The organism is Fretibacterium sp., from assembly GCF_057312375.1.
On sequence record NZ_DBHLDX010000008.1, the window covers coordinates 1 to 20,174 of the forward strand.

The 20,174-nt window shown below is 65.2% G+C and carries 15 protein-coding genes and 1 other RNA gene; 10 read left to right on the forward strand and 6 right to left on the reverse strand.

Annotation, left to right across the window (positions count from 1 at the left end; genetic code table 11):
• Positions 1-389: 389 nt before the first annotated feature.
• The 6 genes from ACO41U_RS02440 to ACO41U_RS02465 all read left to right on the forward strand — a co-directional run bounded on the left by ACO41U_RS02440 (position 390) and on the right by ACO41U_RS02465 (position 6,451).
• A complete protein-coding gene (locus ACO41U_RS02440) occupies positions 390-1,199 on the forward strand; it encodes an alpha/beta fold hydrolase (protein WP_485941338.1) in 810 nt (269 codons plus the stop codon).
• A 133-nt stretch (positions 1,200-1,332) separates the two neighbouring features.
• Positions 1,333-1,431: signal recognition particle sRNA small type (gene ffs / locus ACO41U_RS02445), an RNA gene on the forward strand.
• 158 nt (positions 1,432-1,589) lie between these two features.
• Positions 1,590-3,083, forward strand: coding sequence for an AMP-binding protein (locus ACO41U_RS02450; RefSeq protein WP_485941339.1), 1,494 nt, complete (start codon positions 1,590-1,592; stop codon positions 3,081-3,083).
• A gap of 144 nt (positions 3,084-3,227) precedes the next feature.
• The gene (locus tag ACO41U_RS02455) at positions 3,228-4,727 is read left to right on the forward strand and encodes an AMP-binding protein (protein WP_485941340.1); all 1,500 of its coding nucleotides are present in this window, start codon (positions 3,228-3,230) and stop codon (positions 4,725-4,727) included.
• 3 nt (positions 4,728-4,730) lie between these two features.
• Positions 4,731-5,513, forward strand: coding sequence for an exodeoxyribonuclease III (xth, locus tag ACO41U_RS02460; protein ID WP_485941341.1), 783 nt, complete (start codon positions 4,731-4,733; stop codon positions 5,511-5,513).
• A 101-nt stretch (positions 5,514-5,614) separates the two neighbouring features.
• Positions 5,615-6,451, forward strand: coding sequence for a M48 family metallopeptidase (locus ACO41U_RS02465; RefSeq protein WP_485941342.1), 837 nt, complete (start codon positions 5,615-5,617; stop codon positions 6,449-6,451).
• A 147-nt stretch (positions 6,452-6,598) separates the two neighbouring features.
• Here ACO41U_RS02465 and ACO41U_RS02470 read toward each other — a convergent pair whose 3' ends face one another.
• Genes ACO41U_RS02470 through cbiB form a run of 3 tightly spaced genes read right to left on the reverse strand, consistent with a single transcriptional unit; the run spans position 6,599 to position 10,174 of the window.
• On the reverse strand, positions 6,599-8,101 hold the full coding sequence (locus ACO41U_RS02470) for a cobyric acid synthase (protein ID WP_485941343.1): 1,503 nt from the start codon (positions 8,099-8,101) through the stop codon (positions 6,599-6,601).
• Entirely contained in the window at positions 8,101-9,183 is a 1,083-nt protein-coding gene (cobD, locus tag ACO41U_RS02475; RefSeq protein WP_485941369.1) for a threonine-phosphate decarboxylase CobD, read from the reverse strand. The genes ACO41U_RS02470 and cobD overlap by 1 nt, the downstream gene beginning before the upstream one ends.
• Before the next feature lie 22 nt (positions 9,184-9,205).
• Entirely contained in the window at positions 9,206-10,174 is a 969-nt protein-coding gene (gene cbiB, locus ACO41U_RS02480) for an adenosylcobinamide-phosphate synthase CbiB (protein WP_485941344.1), read from the reverse strand.
• A gap of 188 nt (positions 10,175-10,362) precedes the next feature.
• Here cbiB and cobT point away from each other — a divergent pair, with 188 nt between their 5' ends.
• The 4 genes from cobT to ACO41U_RS02500 all read left to right on the forward strand — a co-directional run bounded on the left by cobT (position 10,363) and on the right by ACO41U_RS02500 (position 14,443).
• Positions 10,363-11,451: a nicotinate-nucleotide--dimethylbenzimidazole phosphoribosyltransferase gene (gene cobT, locus ACO41U_RS02485; protein WP_485941345.1), complete on the forward strand. Its 1,089-nt coding sequence runs from the start codon at positions 10,363-10,365 to the stop codon at positions 11,449-11,451.
• A gap of 147 nt (positions 11,452-11,598) precedes the next feature.
• Entirely contained in the window at positions 11,599-12,345 is a 747-nt protein-coding gene (gene gpmA, locus ACO41U_RS02490; protein WP_485941346.1) for a 2,3-diphosphoglycerate-dependent phosphoglycerate mutase, read from the forward strand.
• A 99-nt stretch (positions 12,346-12,444) separates the two neighbouring features.
• Entirely contained in the window at positions 12,445-13,653 is a 1,209-nt protein-coding gene (locus ACO41U_RS02495; protein ID WP_485941347.1) for a pyridoxal phosphate-dependent aminotransferase, read from the forward strand.
• A 91-nt stretch (positions 13,654-13,744) separates the two neighbouring features.
• A complete protein-coding gene (locus ACO41U_RS02500; protein WP_485941348.1) occupies positions 13,745-14,443 on the forward strand; it encodes a DUF554 domain-containing protein in 699 nt (232 codons plus the stop codon).
• A 109-nt stretch (positions 14,444-14,552) separates the two neighbouring features.
• On the opposite strand, the gene ACO41U_RS02505 is transcribed toward ACO41U_RS02500, so the two are convergent.
• The 3 genes from ACO41U_RS02505 to ACO41U_RS02515 are packed head-to-tail and all read right to left on the reverse strand — an operon-like array spanning position 14,553 to position 19,499.
• Positions 14,553-17,654, reverse strand: a complete 3,102-nt coding sequence (locus tag ACO41U_RS02505) for an efflux RND transporter permease subunit (protein ID WP_485941349.1) — start codon at positions 17,652-17,654, stop codon at positions 14,553-14,555.
• Between the two features lie 18 nt (positions 17,655-17,672).
• Positions 17,673-18,758 carry an efflux RND transporter periplasmic adaptor subunit gene (locus ACO41U_RS02510; protein ID WP_298777908.1) on the reverse strand — a complete coding sequence of 362 codons (1,086 nt, stop codon included), beginning with the start codon at positions 18,756-18,758 and terminating at the stop codon, positions 17,673-17,675.
• Positions 18,759-18,788: 30 nt separating this feature from the next.
• Positions 18,789-19,499: a TetR/AcrR family transcriptional regulator gene (locus tag ACO41U_RS02515; RefSeq protein ID WP_485941350.1), complete on the reverse strand. Its 711-nt coding sequence runs from the start codon at positions 19,497-19,499 to the stop codon at positions 18,789-18,791.
• Positions 19,500-20,174 lie beyond the last annotated feature (675 nt).

Sequence of the window (20,174 nt, forward strand, 5' to 3'; positions counted from 1 at the left end):
AAGTACGGCTGGCTCGTGCCCGTCGGGGACGACGAGGCCATGGCCGATGCGCTGGACGACGCCCTGGCACACCCCATGCCGGTCTCGCTCTTGAAGGAGCGGGCGTCGTACTTCTCGGAGGACCGCGCCGCAGAGGGGTGGCTCGCGCTGATGCGGAGCCTCAGCCAATGACCTCCAGCCCATCCTGGAGCATACGCACCGCCGAGAGGTCTTCCATTCCGTTAAAAACGTCTGGACTGATGACCCCGCCTTAAAAGTTGCTTTTTTCATACTCCGGTGGTATATGTCATATTGGATGTGAAAATATCCTTGATAGCTCTGCGTTTCCATTCTCCGATTCCAGACAGCAGGCGGACGCGGAGGAATTCAAATCCAACAGGAGGTCAGTCATGCCGTTCGTAACCACCAACGATAACGTTTCCATTCACTATGAGGTAAGTGGTCAGGGGAAACCGGTGCTATTCCTTCCAGGCTGGACCTGCACGACGCATTTTTTCTGTAAAAATGTGGAGTCCCTCTCAAAGGACCATAAAGTCGTCCTTATGGATTTCCGCGGTCATGGGGAATCCGAGAAGGTGCTGCACGGACACCGCATTGCCCGCTACGCGATGGACGTCCTCAATCTGATTGAGGCGCTGGACTTGGACGAAGTGACCCTCGTCGGGTGGTCCATGGGGGCATCCATCGCCTGGAGCTATCTTGAGCTGTTCGGACCGCGTCACGTCGAGAAACTCGTCTGTATCGATCAGGCACCGGCGCAGTATATCGGTCCGGACTGGACCTGGGGCCAGACGAGTTGCTATGACGCGGAGACGTTTGTGCGCACCTGCTGCGCCGCGGAGTTTTTGCCGCGTGCCTCGGCCGAAGGGCTCGTTCACGGCTGCCTTCATCGGGAGCCAACCGTCGATGAGGTTGCCGAGCTCGCGGACGAGATCTCCAAGTGCCCTCCAAAGGTACGCATCGAAATCATGCGCGACCATACGCATATCGACTGGAGGGACTTCCTGCCGAGGATAACGGTCCCCTCGCTCGTGCTCGTCGCCCGGAACAGCAAGGTCTTTCCCTGGCAGGGAAGCGCCTATGTGGGCGAGGCCATTCCGGGGGCGAAGACGGTCTTTTTCGAGAATTCGGGGCACATGCTCTTCTGGGAGGAGTCGGACAGGTTCAACGAGGTGCTGTCGGACTTTTTGAGCGCCTGACGACGTATCCTGCAGGAAACGCCCGTGCTCTGCAACCAGTTCCTTAAGGACGAGAAGAACTGACGCGCTCTGCGGCTGAATCATTGAAAAAAAACGAGGCATCCTGTATACTGATTTAGTCCCCCGGCGCGGGGGCTCAGTCCTGTGCGGCAAAGGCCCGTGAACCCTGTCAGGCCCGGAAGGGAGCAGCAGTAAGCGGTGTCCTTTGGGTGCCACGGGGTCGCTGAGTTCCCGCGGCGGGGGACCATCGTCCTCTGGAAAGGAAACTCGTCCGCCACGTCCTACGCCCTTTCCCTTCTCCCCACATTTTTCGCGTCTTATCGTATAATAAATCACTATAAACCTTACATTTCGAGGGGCCGGCCGCGCCCTCAGGAGGAGGGGCTTACCTTGCCCGAGAGATTAAACGACGTACTGGACGAACGTCTCCGCAAGGAGCCGGAGGCGCGGTGCCTCTGGTGGAAAGGAGCGTGGGGCAGCCGCAGGGAGTTCCAGTCCCTCGCCGACGGCTGCACGCGATCGCTGAAGGACGCGGGATTCGGCCCCGGACAGAGGCTTGCCGTGATGATGCCCAACAGCCCCATGACGGAGGCTCTGGCCCTGGCCGCATGGCGGCTTGGCGGCTCCTTCTGCCCGTTGAACGAGAAGGCCGGCGCAGCGTCCCTGCTCAAGACGCTGGACCTGCTTCGGCCCTTCGCCGTCGTCGTTTCCGAGGGCGTGAGCGGCAGCCTGACGGAGGCCATCCGCGGCGCGGACCTGTCCTGCGCCCTGTTCCCCACCGAGGGGACGCCCCCCGCCCTCACCGGCCGGCCGGCCGAGTCTGAGGCCGAGGACCTGGCCGTCATCTTCTCCACCTCCGGCACCACCGGCGACCCCAAGGCCGTGCCCATCACCCACGCGAACCTGCTGGACCAGTGCCGCGGGATATTAGAGGCCATCCCCACGCTGTCGGACAAGGACTCGTTCCTGACCGTCCTGCCAAACTTCCACGCCTTCGGCCTCACCGTCAGCATGCTGCTGCCTCTCTACGTCGGCGCCTCGCAGGTCGTCGTCCCCGGCTTCATGCCGCCCCAGAACACCCTGCGGGCCATCCAGGAAGCTCACCCCAGCATTCTGCCCCTGGTGCCCACGATGCTGAACTTCATCCTCGCCCTCCTGGAGCGCAGCGGGCAAAAGGCGGAGGGCGTGCGCCTCCTCATCGCGGGCGGCGACCGCTACAACCCCCAGATGGACGGGCGCGTGAAGGCCGCCTTCGGCGTCGGCGTCCTGGAGGGGTACGGCATCACGGAGTGCTCCCCCGTGCTGGCCGCAAACCGCGTCGAGGAGGGCTTCCGGCTGGGGACCGTGGGGCGGCCCCTGCCCCGCTTTGAGTTACAACTTCGGACGGAGGCTGGCGCGCCGACGGAAGCGGGCGAAGGCGTGCTGTGGGTGCGAGGGCCCTCGGTGACCGCGGGCTACTACCACGCGCCGGAGCTCAACCGTGAGCGGTTCGACCACGGCTGGTTCAACACGGGGGACTACGTGCGCATCGAGAACGGATACATCACGATCCTGGACCGCGTGACGGACATCATCATCGTCGGGGGCTTCAACGTCTACCCCCAGGAGGTGGAGGCCATGCTCTCCCAGCACCCCGCCGTGCAGACGGCCATCGTCGTGGGGATGCCGAACGACATCAGCGGGGAGGTGCCCAAGGCCTTCGTCATCAAGGATAAGGACGCGCAGGTTTCGGCATCGGAGCTGATCCGCTTCTGCAAGGCCCGCCTCGCCCACTACAAGGTTCCGCGGGAGGTGGAGTTCGTGGAGGAGCTCCCCCTCTCCAGCACGGGCAAGGTGCTGCGCCGCGTGCTGCGCCAGCAGGAGCGCGATCGCACTCAACGCTGAAACCCGTTTCCGCGCTCGCCTTCATCGCGCCGGCCATAGGCCAGCCCGAAAGCAACGCCTAACGGGGCGTCCACGCCCACGGGGCACGAAACGGCAACGCCGTTTTAACCTTTAAGACAAGACAACAGGAGGAATGCATCGATAATGCCTCAGAGATTGGAAGAGATCATCACCGAGAGCCTGAATCGCCACAGGGACGAGCCCTGCTACTGGTGGGAGGGAACGTGGCGCACGGGCGCCGACCTCCTGAAGCTCACGGAGGACTGTGAAGCGGCGCTCAGGGACTCCGGCTTCGGCAGGGGGCAGCGCCTCGTCGTCATGATGAAGAACTGCCCGATGATCCTGGCGCTTTCTATAGCCGTCTGGCGACGGGGGGGGACGTTCTGCCCTCTGAACGTCGCGGCGGGCATCCCCTCGCTGAAGGGGACCCTGGAGTTGATCGAGCCCGCGGGCTGCGTCATCGCCCCCGACGTTCAGGACGACGTGATCGCGGTCCTGGACGAGGCGGGATGGCCTCACGCCGTCTGCCCACCGGAGGGGCCGTTGCCGCCCTTCAGGTGCAGGCCCGGTAAGCCGGAGGACGACGACCTGGCCGTGATCTTCGCCACTTCGGGCACCACAGGAGCCCCCAAGGCCGTGCCCCTCACCCACGGGAACCTCATCGACAACTGCAAGTGCCTTCGCGACGTCGTCCCCGCCCTCCAGGAGGGGCGTGTCATTCTGACGGTGCTGCCCAACTTCCACTCCTTCGGCTACACCGTCGCCACGATCCTGCCCCTGACGATGAACGCCCGCCTGGCCATCGTGCCCGCCTTCCTGCCGCCCCAGCCGGCGATGCGCGCCATCTTGGAGGCTCCGGTGGACATCACCTTCGCCGTGCCCGCCATTTACGCCTACCTGCTCATGGCCGTCGAGCGCGGGAAGTTCCCCAAGGAGGGGCTGGCGCGGCAGAAACTCCTGGTTTCCGGGGGCGACCGCCTGAACCCCAACCTGCACGAGCAGGCTCTGCACCTGACGGGACGGGACATCATGGAGGGCTACGGCCTGACGGAGACCTCGCCCGTCGTCACGATAAACCGCAGCTATGAAACCCACCGCACGGGCTCCGTCGGACCCTTTCTCGACAGCTACGAGTACAAGCTCCGCACGCGGGAAGGACAGGACACCCAGGAGAACGAGGGGGTCCTTTGGGTGCGGGGTCCATCGGTCACACGCGGGTACTTCCGCGCACCGGAGCTCACGGCGGACCGATTCGAGGACGGCTGGTTCAACACGGGCGACTACGTGCGCATCGAGGACGGGTTCGTCCGTATCCTGGACCGCGTGACGGACATCCTCATCGTCGGAGGCTTCAACGTCTACCCCCAGGAGGTGGAAAAGGTCCTCGCCGGGCACCCCGAGGTACAGACGGCCATCGTCGTGGGCATCCCCCACGACATCAATGGAGAGGTCCCCAAGGCCTACATCCAGCGGAAGGACGGCGCGACCGTCACGGAGCGCGAGCTGATCCGCTACGCGAAGGAGCACCTGGCCCACTTCAAGGCGCCGCGCAGCATCGAGTTCGTCGATGAGTTCCCCCTCTCAGGGACGGGCAAGATCCTCCGCCGCATCCTGCGCGAGCGGGCCGGAAAGAAGAGCCTCTGACCGATGAGCAGGCTTCGCCTCGCGACGTTTAACGTCAACTCCGTGCGCAGCCGTATGCCCATCCTGGAGCGCTGGCTGCCGAAAAGCGGTGTGGACGTCCTCATGCTTCAGGAGACCAAGGCCACGGACGAGGACTTTCCTGAGGCCGCCTTCGCCGCGATGGGATACCGCGCCCGCTTCTGCGGCGAGAAGTCCTACAACGGCGTGGCGGCCCTGGTACGGGAAACGCTCTCCGCCGAGACGACCTTCGGCTTCGGCGACGGGGAGGAGCCGGACTTCCCCACCCGGGTGGGCCTGACGCGCCTGGCGGGCATGACGGTGCTCAATACCTACGTGCCCCAGGGGAAGTCCGTCGATCACCCGGACTACGAGGTCAAGAAGCGCTTTCTGGAGCGCGTGAGAGGCCTCATTCTGCGGGAGATGGAGGGGCCCTTTCTCTGGGTCGGCGACCTCAACGTGGCGCCGACGGACGCAGACGTCACGCACCCGGAGAACAAGCGCGGCCACGTCTGCTTCTGCCGCGACATCCAGGAGCGATTCGCCAGAACCTCCGAGGGGCTGAAGGACCTGCTGCGCGTTTTTCGCCCGGACCCCGGAGAGTTCACGTTCTTCGACTATCGCGTGAAGGACGCGCTAACCCGCAACATCGGCTGGCGCATCGACCACGCCCTCGCCTCACCCGCCCTGGCCCTCCGAGCCACGGACTGCTTTGTGGAACGCGAGCCACGCGGCTGGGAGCGCCCCTCGGACCACACTCCCCTGGTGGCGGACTTCGCGCTCACCTGAGGGGCGAGAGCACACATAACCACACGTCGAGCAGGGGGCAGGAACGACGACATGGCGGCGGAGCCGCACACGATCGGGAAGTCGGCAGGAGGTCGATGAGGATGCAGCTTGAGAGAATAAAACGGCCCTTTGGCGGCGCGGCGGTTCTGATCGCCGCCTTCCTGGTGGCAGCAACCGTCGCCCCGGCCTGGGCCAAGATCGACAGGGCCGTCGTCCAGAGGGCGTGGGAGCGCATGGCCGCGGCAGACGGCTTCAAGAGGATCTCCGTTACCTTCGAGAAGTCCGACAAGCCCAACGCATGGGTGAAGTACGAGTCCGCAGAGGACTTCAGCGTCCACGTGACCCAGGGTCTGATGGACCTCCTGAACGCGGAGGACGAGATCGCGGGCGTGCTGGGACACGAGATCGGGCACGTCCGCCGCGGGCACTACAAGGAGCAGGTGAGCCGCAACGTCGGCTGGGCCATCCTGGGGTCGCTTTTGGGGAAGGCCGGAGACCTGGCTCAGACCGCCGGGGCCATCGGCATGACCCTTGCGGAGAGCGGCTTCAGCCGTGAGCAGGAGGTGGAGGCCGACGACTACGGGACGGACCTCCTGGCCAAGGCGGGGTATGACCCCCACGCCCTCTATCGGGCCATGAAGCGCTTTAAGGACGCGGGCCTTGGGACCGAGCCCAACGGGTTCAACTCCCACCCTCCGACGGACCGCCGCCTAAAGCACCTTAAGGAGCGGGCGGACCGAATCGCCGCTGAATCGGGCAAGACGTCCCGAACGACGGACGCCGTCGCACCCCCCGCCTATAAGGCCAAGGCAGCGCACGACGACGGAGAGATCGTCCCCTCCACCGCAGCCGTCGCCGCAAGCGTGAAGAACGCCGCAGGGTACGTGGCGAACGCCGGGATGGGCCGGACGAATCGCAGGACGCGACGAAGTCAATAGGGCGTCCCCAAACGGCGCGCCCCATCTCCGTCCCAAGGCCTCCGAAAAGCGAGTGGGCCCGCTTCCTCTCCCATCACGGGAAGAAGCGGGCCCACTCCTGTAACACGCCCCAAACGACGAAGTCCTACGATGGCTTGGGGATTGGAATCACGCCAGCCCCATCAGCCTCAGGATCGCGCCGATGTCAAGGTGCCGTTCCGCAGCACGGGCCAGGGCGTTGTAGGCGCGCTCCTTCATGGCTCTCGTGTCCGTGACGGCCCGCTCCTCCAGTCCGCGTGAACGCCGCACCGCGTTGAGCCATAACGCCCGGAAAGCGTCGGCATCGAAGATGCCGTGCAGGTACGTGCCCGCCACGGAGAGGTCCGGACGGGCCAACCCCTCAACGCCGCCCCCCGCGACCTCCAGCAGCGCAGGGCAGGAACTCCCCCCCGCAGGGCGGGTGACGCCGAAGTGGATCTCGTAGCCCGTCACGGGGACCTCGTCGGCGGAGAGCTGGCGCCGCACCCTGCCCTCGGTGCGGATCGTGCGCTTCTCCCCCACGCCGAAAGCCGTCACGGAGGGCAGGAGCCCCAGCCCCTTGATCTCCCGTATCTCCGAGTTCTCCTTCAGGTCCGGGTCCAACAGGCGCTCCCCCAACATCTGGTAGCCGCCACAGACCCCGAAGACGCACCTCCCCGCGCGGCTGAGGTCGCGAACGGCACGGGCCAGCCCCGTCCGCTCAAGCCACGCCATGTCGCGCATCGTGTTCTTGGAGCCGGGCAGGAGCACGGCGTCCAGGGAATGAAGCGTCCGTTCGGGCGTGTCCGCATCCAGGCCGACAAGTTCCACGTCCGGCTCCAGCTCAAAGGGGTCCAGGTCCGTGAAGTTCGACAGCCCCGGAAAGCGCACGACGCCGATAGAGAGGCCCTCGCCTCCCGTCCGGCCCCAGTGGACGTTCAGGGAGTCCTCGCCCGCGATGGCCGCGCCCTCCACCCAGGGCATCACCCCGAGGACCGGCACCCCCGTGCGCCGCTCGATCCAGCCGACGGCAGGGTCAAAGAGGCTCCTGTCGCCGCGGAACTTGTTGAAGATCAGGCCCTTCACCCGACCGCGGTCCTCCCCCAGGAGCTCCAGCGTGCCGACGATGGAGGCCAGGGACCCGCCGCGGTCCACGTCCGTCACCAGCAACACCGGTACATCCGCCTCGCGCGCCACGCACATGTTCACGATCTCGAAATCGTTCAGGTTCACCTCCGCCGGGCTGCCCGCCCCCTCGATGACCACCGCGTCGAATCGCTCCTCGATGCGGCGCAGGGCGCGGCGCACGGCTTCGATGCCCAGCGTCCGGGTGAAGGTGCGGTAATAGCCGCGCTCCGCCGGCGTATCCAGAGCGCGCCCCTCCAGCACGATCTCCGAGGACACGTCCCGCCGCGGCTTCAGGAGGATGGGGTTCATGAACGTCTCGGGCTCAAGCCGCGCGGCCTCCGCCTGCACCGCCTGAGCGCGGCTCATCTCGCGTCCGTCCCGCGTGACGCAGGCGTTGTTCGACATGTTCTGGGACTTGAACGGGCAGACGCGGAAGCCCCGGTCGGACAGCAGCCGGCAGAGCGCCGTGACCAGAAAGCTCTTCCCCGAATCGCTGGAGGTCCCCTGCACCATGATCCCCTTCATCAGAAAACGCCCCTTTCCCTCAGTTCTCTCAGCACGCTGGCGAGCCGCCGGTTCTCCTGGCGCGTCCGCGTGGCGATGCGGACGCACCGCCCCTCGAGGCCGGGAAAGTTCCGCGTGTGACGCACCACGATGCCGCGCTCCATCAGGCCCCGAATCAGGGCCTCGTCGTCGTCCGTTTCCATCAGAAAGTAGTGGACGCAGGACGGCCGCACGCGAAAGCCCGCCGCCTCCACCGCGCGGACCAGGCGGGGCGCTTCCTCGGCGTAGTGAGCCCGGAGCCTCGTCAGAAAGCCCTCGTCCTCCATGAAGGCCAGGGCCAGCGCCTGGGCGAAGGCGTTGACGCTCCAGGTCGGCTGACGGCTCCCCAGGCGCCGGATCCAATCCTCCCCCGCCAGCACGTAGCCGATGCGCGCCCCGCTCAGGTGGTACGTCTTGGTCAGGGAGCGCAGCAGGAGGACGTTCGGCAGCGCGCACACGTCGAGCCTCTCCCTTTCCCGCGTCAGAAGGAAGTCGATGTACGCCTCGTCAACGGCCAGGGTCATGTCCGGGCGGTCCGCCGCAAAGCGGGCCAGCTCCTCAGGCGGGAGGTACGCCCCCGTCGGGTTGCAGGGGTTGGATAGGATCAGGAGGTCGGCGTGGACCGCCGAATCGAGGCCGAAGACGTCCTCCACCTCCGCCCCGAAGGCGCGAAGCGCGCGGGCGTACTCCCCGTAGGACGGCTGGAGCACCGCCGCGCGGCGCCCGGCGAAGAACGAGGCCAGAAGGTACAGCGCCTCGTTGGACCCGTTCGCAACGAGGACGTTCTCCAGGGCAAGCCCCTCGCGGGCGGCGATGAGGCGGCGCAGCGCCAGGCACTCGTCGTCCGGGTACGCGGACGCCAGGCGCGCCGTGTTGTCGATCACTCGGGCCACCGCCTCGTCGGGCCAAGGGAGGGCACAGGTGTTCGTGCTGAAGTCGACGACGTCCGCCGGCATGGGGATGCCCAGCGCGGCATAGAGCTTCTCCGGGTTCGCCCCGTGGTCCCGCAGCGCGCGGAGGGTTCCGTCCGGGGAAGGTTGGGTCATGCCCTTTTCCACAGTCATCGTCGTCACCAAGGACAAGGGCTCAGGCGAGCCGGAAGGGCAGGGCGCAGAGCAGGGCGAAGAGGGCCGACGCCGCGTCCAGCAACCTGTGGGCCTGCAGGACGTCCGCCGCCTCAGGTGTCCGGACCCCGTCCCCCAGGCACGGGCGCGACTGGGCAACGCCGCCGTAGAGGGCGCCGCCCCCCAGCCTCAGCCCCAGAAGCCCCGCAAAGGCGCTCTCCCCGTGGGCGCTGTTGGGGCTCTTGTGCTTTCTCCTGTCGCGCAGGAAGACCCGCATCCCCTCCCCCGCATCCATGCCGAGGCACGCGCCGGCCGCAAGGATGACGAGCCCGCCGAGGCGGGCGGGGAGGAAGTTCAGCGCGTCATCCAGCCGCGCAGCCGAGCGTCCGAATTCGCGGTAGCGCGCGTTTTCGTAGCCCACCATGGAGTCCATGGTGCTGACCGCCTTGAAGCCCCAGACGGCGAGGACCATGCCGACGCCCTCTCCGACAGCCCAGCCCAGCGCCGCGAAGAACAGGACGGACATCACGCCGTCCACGGAGTTTTCCGCGACGGTTTCGACGGCTCCGCGCACAATGGCGGGTTCGTCCAGGTTCTCCGTGTCCCGGCCCACGACGCGGGACAGCGCCGCCCGCGCCCCAGGCAGGTTCCGCCGGAACAGCGCCAGGGCGACGGGCATCGTTTCGTCCTTCAGGGACCGCCACGCCAAAGCCGCGTAGAGCAGGTACACCTCGATCGCCGCCGCAAGGCCGCCGTCCCAGCCCGCCGCCCAGAGCAATCCGGCAACTGCTGCAAGCGTCGAGAGCAGCACGAGGACACAGAGTCCTGCGCCCCGAACAACGGCGTGGGGGGCGCCCGCCTCCGGGTAGAGCCGTCCTTCCCAGAAGCGGATGAGGCGGCCGACCCCGACGACGGGATGCGGCAGGGCGTGGGGGTCGCCCAGGAGGACGTCCAGCAGGAGGGCAAAGCACAGCGCGGTTGGGAAGGTCATAACGCATCCTCTTTTCGACTTTTCGACGAATTTTCGACGAAAGAACTCAGGGGGGCCTCGGTTCGCCGCCCGTTAAGTTTTATTATACAATTATGTGGGCTGCGTGAGGAAAATTTACTCTACTCTAAGGGAGTACGACAAATCAAAGAACCGACGAAATTCATGACCTTTCGGGAGGAATCTTGAACATGCGGGAACACTTGACGATCGAGCAGGCGGTGGCGCGCATCGCACCCCTGGACGCGGCGGCCGTGAGGGCCGCCGAGGAGCGCCAGAAGGGCCTGCTGAAGCCCGTGGGGAGCCTTGGAGAGCTGGAGGCGCTCTCCATTCGCCTCGCGGGCATCACGGGACAGGTGAAGAACTCCATCGACCGGCGGGTACACTTGCTCTTCGGGTCGGACCACGGCGTCTACGACGAGGGCGTATCAGGCTCACCGCAGTACTTCACCAGAGTGTTGATGGAGTTCTACGCGGCGGACGTGGGCTGCGGCATCAACGTGCTGTGCCGCAGGGCCGGGGTGGACCTCCGCCTCTTTGACCTGGGCGTCCGGGACCTGGGGCCGACGCCCGGGGTGGACGCAAGCTGCAAGCTCATGCCCAGGGGGACGGAGAACTTCGCCAAGGGACGGGCCATGACGCCCGAAACGGCGCGGCGGGCCGTCGAGTTTGGCATCGAGTGCGCGGGGCGGGCTCGGGAGGAGGGCTATCAGATCCTGGGCGCAGGCGAGGTGGGCATGGGCAACACAACGCCGGCCGCAGCCTGTATCATGGCCGCGCTGGACTCACGGGACAGCGACCTCGTCGGGCGCGGAGGCGGCCTGACGGACGCGGCCTTCGAGACGAAGAAGCGCGTGATCCTCGAAGCACTGGATCGGCACCGTCCCGACCCGCAGGACGCGCTGGACATCCTGTCCTGCGTCGGAGGGCTCGACCTCGCAGCCATGACGGGCGTCTTCCTGGGCTCGGCGGCCTACCGCATCCCGGCGGTGGTCGATGGGGTGATCGCCATCGCGGCGGCGCTCCTGGCCTCCCGCATCGCCCCGCTCTCTCAGGAGTTCCTGATCGCGTCCCACCGGTCGGTGGAGCCGGCCTACGCGGCCGTGGCGGAGGCCATGGGGCTGCACCCCCTCGTCACGCTGGGCATGAGGCTGGGAGAGGGGACGGGCTGCCCCATCGCCATGCAGATCGTGGACGACGCGCTGACCGTCATGAACGAGATGGGAACCTTCGCGGAGGTGTCGCTGGAGTCGGAGTACCGGGAGGTGCTGAAACCATAGCGCCGCGCAAACGCACAAATTGAAAAATCCGCCTCTTTCTGATATTCTTGGACCAAACATCAACAGGATTTTTTTGCGTCCTTCGCGCGGACGGACGACGCGGCCGCATCACGCGTTGGGCTTTAAACTTGAGGGGAGGCCTTTTCAGTGTACGAGATCGTCCTGATACGTCACGGCGAGAGCGCATGGAACAGGGAGAACCGCTTCACGGGCTGGACGGACGTGCCGCTGTCCGAGAAGGGCGTCCAAGAGGCCAGGGCCGCAGGACAGCTCCTGAAGGAGGAGGGCTGCACTTTCGACCTGGCCTTCACCTCGGTCCTGAAGCGGGCCGTCAAGACGCTGTGGCTGGTCCTGGAGGAGATGGACCTCATGTGGATCCCCATCCGGAACTCGTGGAAGCTGAACGAGCGCCACTACGGCGCCCTCCAGGGGCTGAACAAGGCGGACACCGCGGCGAAGTACGGCGACGCGCAGGTGAAGATCTGGCGCCGCAGCTACGACGTGCGCCCACCGTTCCTGAAGGAGGACGACGAACGCTACCCGGGGAAGGACCCGCGCTACGCGAACCTCGCGAAATCGGAGCTCCCCGCAGGCGAGTGCCTGGCGGACACCGTGGCCCGCGTTGTCCCCTACTGGAAGGAGGCCATCGTCCCGGAGGTCCGCGCCGGACGCAGGGTCATCATCGCGGCCCACGGCAACAGCCTGAGGGCGCTCGTGAAGTACCTGGACAACATCTCCGACAAGGACATCCTGGAGCTCAACATCCCGACGGGCGTCCCGCTCCTCTACCGGCTGAACGACGACATGACGCCCGAATCCCACCGCTACCTCGGCGACGCCGACGCCATCGCCACGGCTCAGGCCGCCGTCGCGAACCAGGGCAAGGCGAAGTGATCCCAAAGCGCGGAGGACGCGCGCACCCCAAACCCGCGGCCCTGTCCTCCGAGCACGCCATGTTCATTGACTCATTTTAACGTTAAGGAGGTCATCGTCATGCGTTTTTCTGAACGAATCAAAGCGCTGTCCGCATCCCCCATCCGCCGCCTCATCCCCTACGCCGACGAGGCAAAGGCCAAGGGCAAGAAGGTCTTTCACCTCAACATCGGCCAGCCGGACATCAAGACGCCCCAGGGGTATTTCGACGCCATCCGCAGCTTCAAGGTCGACACCATTGCCTACGCTGCCTCGCAGGGGCGCAACGAGCTGCGCGACGCCATCAGCGCCTATTACCACGCCTGGGACATCCCCTACGACCGGGACGACATCTACATCACGAACGGCGGCAGCGAAGCCCTCTCCTTCGCCGTGCAGGCCATCTGCGACCCCGGCGACGAGATCCTGCTGCCGGAGCCCTTCTACGCGAACTACAACACCTTCGCCAACTCCGCGCTGGCGAAGATCGTCCCCATCCCCACGAGGGCCGAGGAGGGCTTCCACCTGCCCCCCCTGGAGGCAATCGAGAAGCTCGTCACGCCCCGAACGAGGGCCCTCTGGTTCTCGAACCCCGGCAACCCGACGGGCGCCGTCTACACTCAGAAGGAGCTGGAGGCGGCGGCCCAGCTGGCGAAGAAGTACGACCTCTACATCATCGCGGACGAGGTCTACCGCGAGTTCACCTACGACGGTGACAAGTTCACGAGCTTCGCCAGCTTCCCGGACATCCGGGACCGGGTCATCATGATCGACTCCGTGTCCAAGCGATTCAGCGCGTGCGGCGCGCGCATCGGCTGCATCGCCATCAAGAACAAGGACTTCATGGCGCAGGTCCTGAAGCTCTGCCAGGCCCGCCTCTGCGTTTCCACGCTGGAGCAGGTGGGCGCCACGGCCCTCTACGCCACGCCCAAGAGCTACCTGGAAGAGGTCAACCGGGAGTACAAGACGCGTCGCGACACGCTCTACAAGGTGTTGAAGGAGATCGACGGCGTCATCTGCGAGGAGCCCAAGGGCGCCTTCTACATCATGGTGAAGTTCCCCGTGGACGACTGCGAGAAGTTCATCATCTGGATGCTGCAGAACTTCGACGTCAACGGCGAAACGACCATGGGCGCGCCGGGCAGCGGCTTCTACGCCACGCCGGGGCGCGGAAAGGACGAGATGCGCCTGGCCTACGTCCTGAAGACGGAGGACCTGATCAAGTCCGGGAACATCCTGAAACAGGCCGTAGCGGCCTACCCCGGACGCATCGAGGCCATCCGGGCCTAGGCGTTCGTCCCAACGCAAGGGCCGGCGGGGGGACACCCTGCCGGCCCTTTTTTCAAGCCAGACCGTCAAAAGATAAGGAGCTGCGTCATCCATGGAATTTTTAAGTAGGGTCCCCGCCGGGGGAACGCTCTTCAACGTCGCTGCCGTCGCTCTCGGCGCTACCCTGGGCCTCGCCCTGGGGCGTTTCATCCCAGAGCGCCTGAACCACACGATCTTTCACTGCTTCGGGCTCTTCACGCTCTGCCTCGGCGTGGGCATGAGCCTGAAGATGCAGGACGCCGTCGCCGTCCTGGCAAGCCTCGTTCTGGGCGCGCTCATCGGGGACTGGCTTCGGCTGGATGATCGGCTGAACGGGCTGGGCGACGCCCTGAAGGCGCGCTTTCACCTTGCGGAAAGCCACTTCACGCAGGGGTTCGTCACGGCGACGCTGCTCTTCTGCACCGGCTCCATGGGCATCATCGGCGCCATCGACGACGGCCTGCGCCACGACCCCACGCTGCTCGTCACGAAGGGCGTCCTGGACGGTATCGCCTCCGTCTTTCTGGCCGGGTCCTTCGGGTCGGGGGTCCTGTTCTCCGTCCTGCCGATAGCCCTCTATCAGGGCGGGCTGACCCTTCTGGCGGTCCGAATGGCGCCCTTCCTCACGGAACGGCTGTACTCCAACCTGTCGGCTCTGGGAGGACTGATGATCCTCGGCATCGGGCTGAACCTCCTGGGGCTCACAAAGCTCAAGCTCTGCGACCTGTTGCCGGGCCTGGTGCTGATCGTCCTCATCACGGCGCTGCTGTAGCCGCTCACCGCCCTCCTGGGGCCATCGTCACGCGGGTGTGCACTCAAAGGTTTTAAACGCAGGGGCGGCGGGATCGAACTCGATCCCGCCGCCCCTGCGTTTTTACGTCTTATGCCTCTGCGTGACTTTCCGCCGGCTGGGCCCTGCTGCCCCTGTGCCTTTCCAGGAACAGCCAGAAGCGCCAGATGAGCTTGTACGCCGCCGGGATGAAGACCATCGCCAACGAGCCGCCCGCCAATAGACCGCCGATGGCGACCACCGCGATGGGAAGTTTCATCTCGGCCCCGCGCCCCGTCGAGAGCAGGGGGATCAGGGAGACGACGGACGTGACGACCGCCATGACCAGGGACTTGAAGCGCACGACACAGGCCTCCTCGATGGCCTCGTAGGGGTGTTTGCCCTGCCCTCTCAGGACCTCGGCATAGTCCACGATGACGATGGCGTTGTTGACCACCATGCCCACCAGCATGATCATGCCGATGATGGCGAAGATCGAGATGTTGACGCCCGTGACGATCAGGGCCGGCACCACGCCGATGGCCGCCATGGGCACCGTGAAGAGGATGATCGCCGCGTAGGTCCAGGACTCCAGGATGGCCGCCACCACCAGGTAGGTGATGACGATGGCGATGACGAGGGTGCGGAGCAACTCGGTGAACTCCTCCGCCATGTCCTCGGCCTCGCCGCCGAAGGAGATCGTGACGCCCTCGGGCAGGGTCATGGCATCCGTTATCTCCTTCATGCGCGCGTTGCCCTCGCCCGTCGTGATGTAGCGCACGCGGCCCGTCACGGGCACGATGCGGACGCGGTCCTTACGCTGGATCTCGGTCGGCGCGTCGCCCCAGACGACGTCCGCCATCTCGTCCAGAGGCACCAGGCCGTTGCCCGTCATGACGGGCAGCTCATGCACCTTGAAGATGTCCCCGGCCTTCTCTCGGCTCAGGCGCGCCTTGATGTCGTACTCGTAGCCCTCCTGGCGGAACTTTCCCGAATTCATGCCGATGAGGTAGCCGCGGACGATGCGCGCCAGGTCTGCAATGTTGAGCCCCAGGGGCGAGAGGCGCCAGCGGATGGGCTCCACCCGAAGCTCCGGCTTGCCCAGCTCCATCCCGATGGAGAGGTCGCGCACGCCCGGCACCTTGCGACCGCGGGCACGAATCTCCTCCGCCACCGAATAGAGCACGTTCAGGTCCGTCCCCTTGACCTCAATGGAGATAGGGTCGCTGAAGCCGGCGCGGGTGGCCGACACGGAGTACTCCACGCCGGGGAGCGTCGCCAGGAAGGGGCGGATCCGGTCCGCGATCTCCTGGGTGGAGGGCCGCCCCTCCTCCGCGTTGACGAGGTAGAGGCTGATTTCCGCCTGATTGAGGGATTGGCTGCGCATGGACCCCGCCACGCTCGAGACGACGCTGCGGATCCACTTGCGGTCCTCCATCCCATTGATGAAGGCCTCGACCTGCTCCAGGACGCCCTGCGTCCGGGTGAGGGAAACGTTGTTGTCCAGCGTCACGGAGATGCGGATCGTCCCGTCGTCCGACTCCGGCATGAACTGGGTTCCAATGAAGCCGCCCAACTTCAGCGACCCCCAGGTCATCAGGAGCACCAGGAGGACCGTGCAGGCCGGGAAGCGCATGGCCCCCTTCAGCAGGAAGATGAAGAGGTCGCGGAACCCGTCGAAGAGCCAGTTCCACCACCCCGTCAGGATACGGCCCATGAGAGGCAGCCCCGCGTCGCCCTCCTGCTTCCTGATGCGCGCCGCCATGCAGGGCGTGACGGCCATCGTCACCCACAGCGAGAAGATCGTGGCGTAGACGATCGTGACGGCGTAGGGCCTGAGGAACTGGCCCGATATCGTGTTCATCATGGCCACGGGCATGAACACGCCGAGGTTCGTCAGGACGCCCGCCAGGACCGAAACCGATATCTCCACCGTCCCGTCCTCCGCAGCCTTGAAGGGGTCGCAGCCCATGTCGCGGTAGCGGTAGATGTTCTGGATGATGAGGATGGCGTTCATCACCAGCGTGCCCATGGAGAGGGCCAGCCCCAGGGTGCTCATCAGGTTCAGGCTATAGCCGTACATCTGGAGCGGCACGAAGGTGGCCGCGAAGGCCACGGGCATGGAGCAGGCCACGATGAAGGTGGCCGACAGGCGCCCGAGGAAGAGGTAGATCACCAGGGCTGTCAGCAGGATGCCGATGCCCGTGTCCCGCACGATGTTCTTGACGGCGGATTCCACGTAGGAGGTGTCGTCCTGGGTGTACTCGTAGGTGAAGTCGGGGTAGTCCTTCATCAGGCGCGCCAGCTGGCGCTTGATCTCCGCGCCGGCCTTCACGACGTCCGCGTTGGAGCTGGGGCTGACGCGCAGCAGCACCACGGGGTTGCCGTTGGCGCGGGCAAGGCTGCGCTGGTCCTCCTCCGCGTCCACCACCTGTCCCAGCATGGAGAGCCGCACCGGCTGCCCTTTGGACGTGGGGATCAGGATGTTCTCCAGCTGCTCCACGTCGTTGAACTCACCCAGCAGACGCAAAGATATCTCGTCCCTCTTCTGGGTGATGTAGCCGGTGGGAGTGGTCTGGTTGTTGGCCGCCACCACGTTGCAGACCTGAAGGTAGTTGATGCCATACTCGTTGAGCGCGGAGGGGTCCAGCAGGATTTGAATCTGACGGTCCCGGCCTCCGGAAACGTAGGCCTGCCCCACGCCGTCGACGCGCGACACGATGGGCTGGATGCGGTCCTCAATGACCTTCTTCGCCGCCTTCTCCGGCATGGAGTCCGTGGCAAAGGCGATGGTGAGGAAGGGCTGGGAGCCGATGTCGAACTTCGTGCAGACGGGATCGTCCGCGCCGTCCGGAAGGTCCGGGATCGCGGCCTTGACCTCGTTGTTGACGTTCAAGAGCGCCAGGTCCTGATTCGTCCCTGACTCCATCTCCACGGCGACCATGGACACGCCGTCCTGGGAGTAGCTGGTGAGGGACTTCAGGTTGTCCACGTCGGCCAGCTCGTCCTCGATCCTCTTGGTCACCAGCTGTTCGATCTCGTTGGGGCCTGCACCGTCGTAGGCAGTCCGCACCAGGACGAAGGGCAGCTCCACGTCCGGGTAGAGCGTCACGCCCAGCGTGAAGTAGCTGCTGACGCCCAGCAGGACCCAGACGACCACCGAGCAGGCCGTGAAAACGGGGTGGTAGATGCAGAAGCGGACAAAACTTCTCATGGTATGAGCCTCGTCCCCCTACATCTTCTGAGCCGCGCCAGGCACGTCTCGCGTGATGGCGGCGCCCTCGTAGAGAACGCGGCTGCCGCTGACGATCAGCTCGTCGCCCGCCTTGAGGCCAGAGGTGACCACCACGCGGCCCTCTCGCCCGTCGCCCGTGGTGATGGGGACGCTGTGGGCTACGTCGCCCGACGCCAGGTACACGGCCTGACCGCCGCTGCGGTAGATCACGACGTTGGAGGGGACGACGATGACGCCCGGCTGATGGTCCACCAGAAAGCGCCCCTCAAGGTAAGAGCCCGGCAGGATGCCGCTCTTCTCCGGCAGGCCGACGACGACGGGGTACAGGCCCGATCCCGTCTGGGCCTCCGGGCTCGTGCGCTTCACCCAGCCTGCGCTTCGCACGCCATCGACGTAGACGTCCACGGAGGTGTTCCTGTTGATCTTGAAGATGTCCTTCTTGGAAACCATGAGCTCGGCCTCCATCTCCCGCGGGTCAACGATGGCGATGAGGGTCATCCCAGCCTCCGCCACCTCGCCCGGCTCCACGTTGCGCGCGGCCACGATGCCCTCGATGCTGGCCTTCAGTTCCGTGCGCTGAAGGGTGGACTGGGAGCTCTTCAGCTGCGCCTCGGCGGACTTCAGCGTCGCGTAGGCGGAGTCCACCTCGGACTGCGAGATTCCACCCTTGGCGTGCAGCTCCTTCAGCCGGTTGTAGTTCAGTTTCGCCTCGTCGTAGCCCGTTCGCTGCGCCTGCACCTTGGCTCCACGGTCCGCCACGATCAGGGTGACCACCGTCTGCCCCGGCTTGACGCGGTCCCCCACCTGCACGTGGACCGTGCGCACGATCTCGCGTTCGTAGGCCGTCACGTTCTGGGTGTGGGCCGACTTGCCCTGCCCGTAGTAGCTCCGCCACGTGTTCCAGTCGGATGTCTTCAGGACCTCCGTCGTGACGGGATAGACGGTTTCCGTTTCCTGTTCCAAGGAGCGCAGGTTCGCCTCGGCCTGTTCCATCTTCGCCATGACCTGGACGGTCACCAGCGCCCCCACCGCCGCCAGGGCCCCCACCCAAAGCAGCACCCGCACCTTATTCAGAACGCTCATCAACTTGCTCCACATGCGCGCACTCACTCCTTATCCCGCAAAACTCATAGAATCCGACCGGAGCGACAACATCGCCCCTTCTTCCGTCGCTCTCCAGCGCTCGAAGACTCCGCCTGCCTCGACCTCGCTCAACACACGAAGCGTCAAATCCTGCATGAGGGCGAGGTAGCGGCGGGACCGCTCCGTCCGCTCCACAGCGGGAAGCGCCGTGAACGACCGGACGTCGGCCCCGAAGATCGCAACGCAGAGGGACTTGGCGATCGACCGCATGACGTTCATGAGAAGGCCTGTGTCGAGGTCGCTTCGCACGAGGCCCAGCTCCTGTCCCCGCCGGACCAGCGCCTCCCTGCGCCGGAATAGATGAAGCAGGGAGCCGCGCAGCATTTTCTCCTCGCCTTCCCCGGCCTCACACTCTCCGAGCGAGAGCATCATGATCTGCCCCAGCTCCGGGTTATCCACGAAGAAGTCGAACTCGCGCTCCTGCTCCTCCCAGAGGGCCGGCCAGTACTCCTCCTCCGTTTCCGGCAGCGCCCGCTCCGGAAGCGCCCGCAGGGCGCGCTCCCCAATGTCCTGAAGCACCATGTCCAGCAGCGCGTCCTTGTTCTCGAAGTAATAATAAACGGTTCCCTTGCTGATGCCGGACCGTTCGATGATCCGGTTGAACGAAGCGTTCTCCAGTCCGTGCTCGTTGAACTCGTCGACGGCTGCGTCGATCAGCGCCTGGCGTTTCTCCCCGCTCAACCCGTCGCGCCTCGAAATAGCCTCCACCTCCCCATCCTTCACTCCATCCGCCGTAGAACGGCGTCCTCCATTAAGGAAACACTGATTAAGTCGTTAAGAACTGTCAACCGCATGGGCTCCCTTCAGTGCCTGAAACTTCATCAGGCCGCGCGAAGCGCGTGGGGATTGGGGCGTAGCCCCATTTTAACGCTTAAGGAAGCGCTGAAGGATACCCTCCGTTTGATGTTCCTTGATCGCTTTCAACAACTTTTGAAGATTAATCAGCGCTTCCTTAAAAAAGCGATCAAAAACGACCGCACGATCTCACCCTTTCTGTTACCGCCCGAACCCCGTGACCATCGTCCAGACCATCCGTTTCGACCGAGTGGTCCAACCATTAGGTTGTACGATTATACTGTTTTTGGGATAAAGGTCAACGGGTCTTGAGGCCCATGCGAGGACAAGGGGTAGTCGCTCCGCACGCCTGCGCCCGGTTCGCGAAGGGCGGGGCAGCGCGGGCTGCTCGGTCGTTCCAGGCAGGGAGTCGGGTGGAACGGTCCAACGGCTCCTTGCTACGACTGATGTTTTGCTATACAATAACGGCGGATGAAGCGGCCGTTTCGGTTTCGAAGGGCAGCCTTTTAGGTCCTCCGTTCCAGTCCAAAGATTTTATATCCCCTTCGGACCGCCGGCCCG

Coding starts and splice junctions, on each gene's coding strand:
- ACO41U_RS02440 (WP_485941338.1), top strand. CDS start 390: ATGCCGTTCGTAACCACCAACGATAACGTTTCCATTCACTATGAGGTA.
- ACO41U_RS02455 (WP_485941340.1), top strand. CDS start 3,228: ATGCCTCAGAGATTGGAAGAGATCATCACCGAGAGCCTGAATCGCCAC.
- xth (WP_485941341.1), top strand. CDS start 4,731: ATGAGCAGGCTTCGCCTCGCGACGTTTAACGTCAACTCCGTGCGCAGC.
- ACO41U_RS02465 (WP_485941342.1), top strand. CDS start 5,615: ATGCAGCTTGAGAGAATAAAACGGCCCTTTGGCGGCGCGGCGGTTCTG.
- ACO41U_RS02470 (WP_485941343.1), bottom strand. CDS start 8,101: ATGAAGGGGATCATGGTGCAGGGGACCTCCAGCGATTCGGGGAAGAGC.
- cobD (WP_485941369.1), bottom strand. CDS start 9,183: ATGACTGTGGAAAAGGGCATGACCCAACCTTCCCCGGACGGAACCCTC.
- cbiB (WP_485941344.1), bottom strand. CDS start 10,174: ATGACCTTCCCAACCGCGCTGTGCTTTGCCCTCCTGCTGGACGTCCTC.
- cobT (WP_485941345.1), top strand. CDS start 10,363: ATGCGGGAACACTTGACGATCGAGCAGGCGGTGGCGCGCATCGCACCC.
- ACO41U_RS02495 (WP_485941347.1), top strand. CDS start 12,445: ATGCGTTTTTCTGAACGAATCAAAGCGCTGTCCGCATCCCCCATCCGC.
- ACO41U_RS02500 (WP_485941348.1), top strand. CDS start 13,745: ATGGAATTTTTAAGTAGGGTCCCCGCCGGGGGAACGCTCTTCAACGTC.
- ACO41U_RS02505 (WP_485941349.1), bottom strand. CDS start 17,654: ATGAGAAGTTTTGTCCGCTTCTGCATCTACCACCCCGTTTTCACGGCC.
- ACO41U_RS02510 (WP_298777908.1), bottom strand. CDS start 18,758: ATGAGCGTTCTGAATAAGGTGCGGGTGCTGCTTTGGGTGGGGGCCCTG.